1 protein-coding gene is annotated in these 592 nt (G+C 52.9%); it reads right to left on the bottom strand.

Going from position 1 to position 592, the window contains the following annotated elements; genetic code table 11:
- A partial coding sequence (locus GUI70_RS22580) for a helix-turn-helix domain-containing protein (protein WP_161884513.1) occupies positions 1–279 on the bottom strand: 279 nt, incomplete at its 3' end.
- Positions 280–592: the final 313 nt, after the last annotated feature.

Genomic DNA, 592 nt, shown 5'->3' with positions numbered 1-592 from the left:
TGCTTCAACCCGTTCCACCGTGCGCTGCACGGTGGTTTCATGGATGCCCCAATCATCGCCCAGGTGGGCAGATGTCCGATATTCCCGCCAGAATTCCAGTGTCAGGAGACGCTGTTCAGCAGGATTGAGCGCTGCAGGGCGACCGCTTCTCTTCTTCGTACCTTCGCGTTCAAGCAACACGGCTTCCATGTCGATGAAGGTTTCGGGATAAACCCCAGTTCGGCGCTTAAATAGAGTGCGGTTCATCTTCAGGGCACGTTCCAGACGTTCATGGGGCACCCGTCCAGCTTACCTAATCACTCTACGCAGGAGGTCTAATCTTAGGTTTCGCGCCTTTACTTGAAGTCCAATCATAAGTGACAAAGTAATAGCCACATGCGTCTCGGAGGCTTAAAATAAGGCTCTCCATGACAACGAAGACAGAGTCAAAAGCCTAAGTAGATGACAGTTTTGGAGGGATAAAAGGCTGGAGCCGCTCTGAGAAGGTGTTTTTGGTTATGAAAACACACCCGAGCGGCTCGCCCCACTCTATCGTCCTCAACCACCTGCGACAGCATCCTTGGGGACTCGGTCTGCCGAGCCTGTCACTCTT

It is taken from the genome of Deinococcus alpinitundrae, from assembly GCF_009982895.1.
Classification (GTDB): Bacteria; Deinococcota; Deinococci; order Deinococcales; family Deinococcaceae; genus Deinococcus; species Deinococcus alpinitundrae.
The sequence above is the reverse complement of the archived record's forward strand: the minus strand, read 5'-3'. Positions and strand labels throughout refer to the sequence as shown.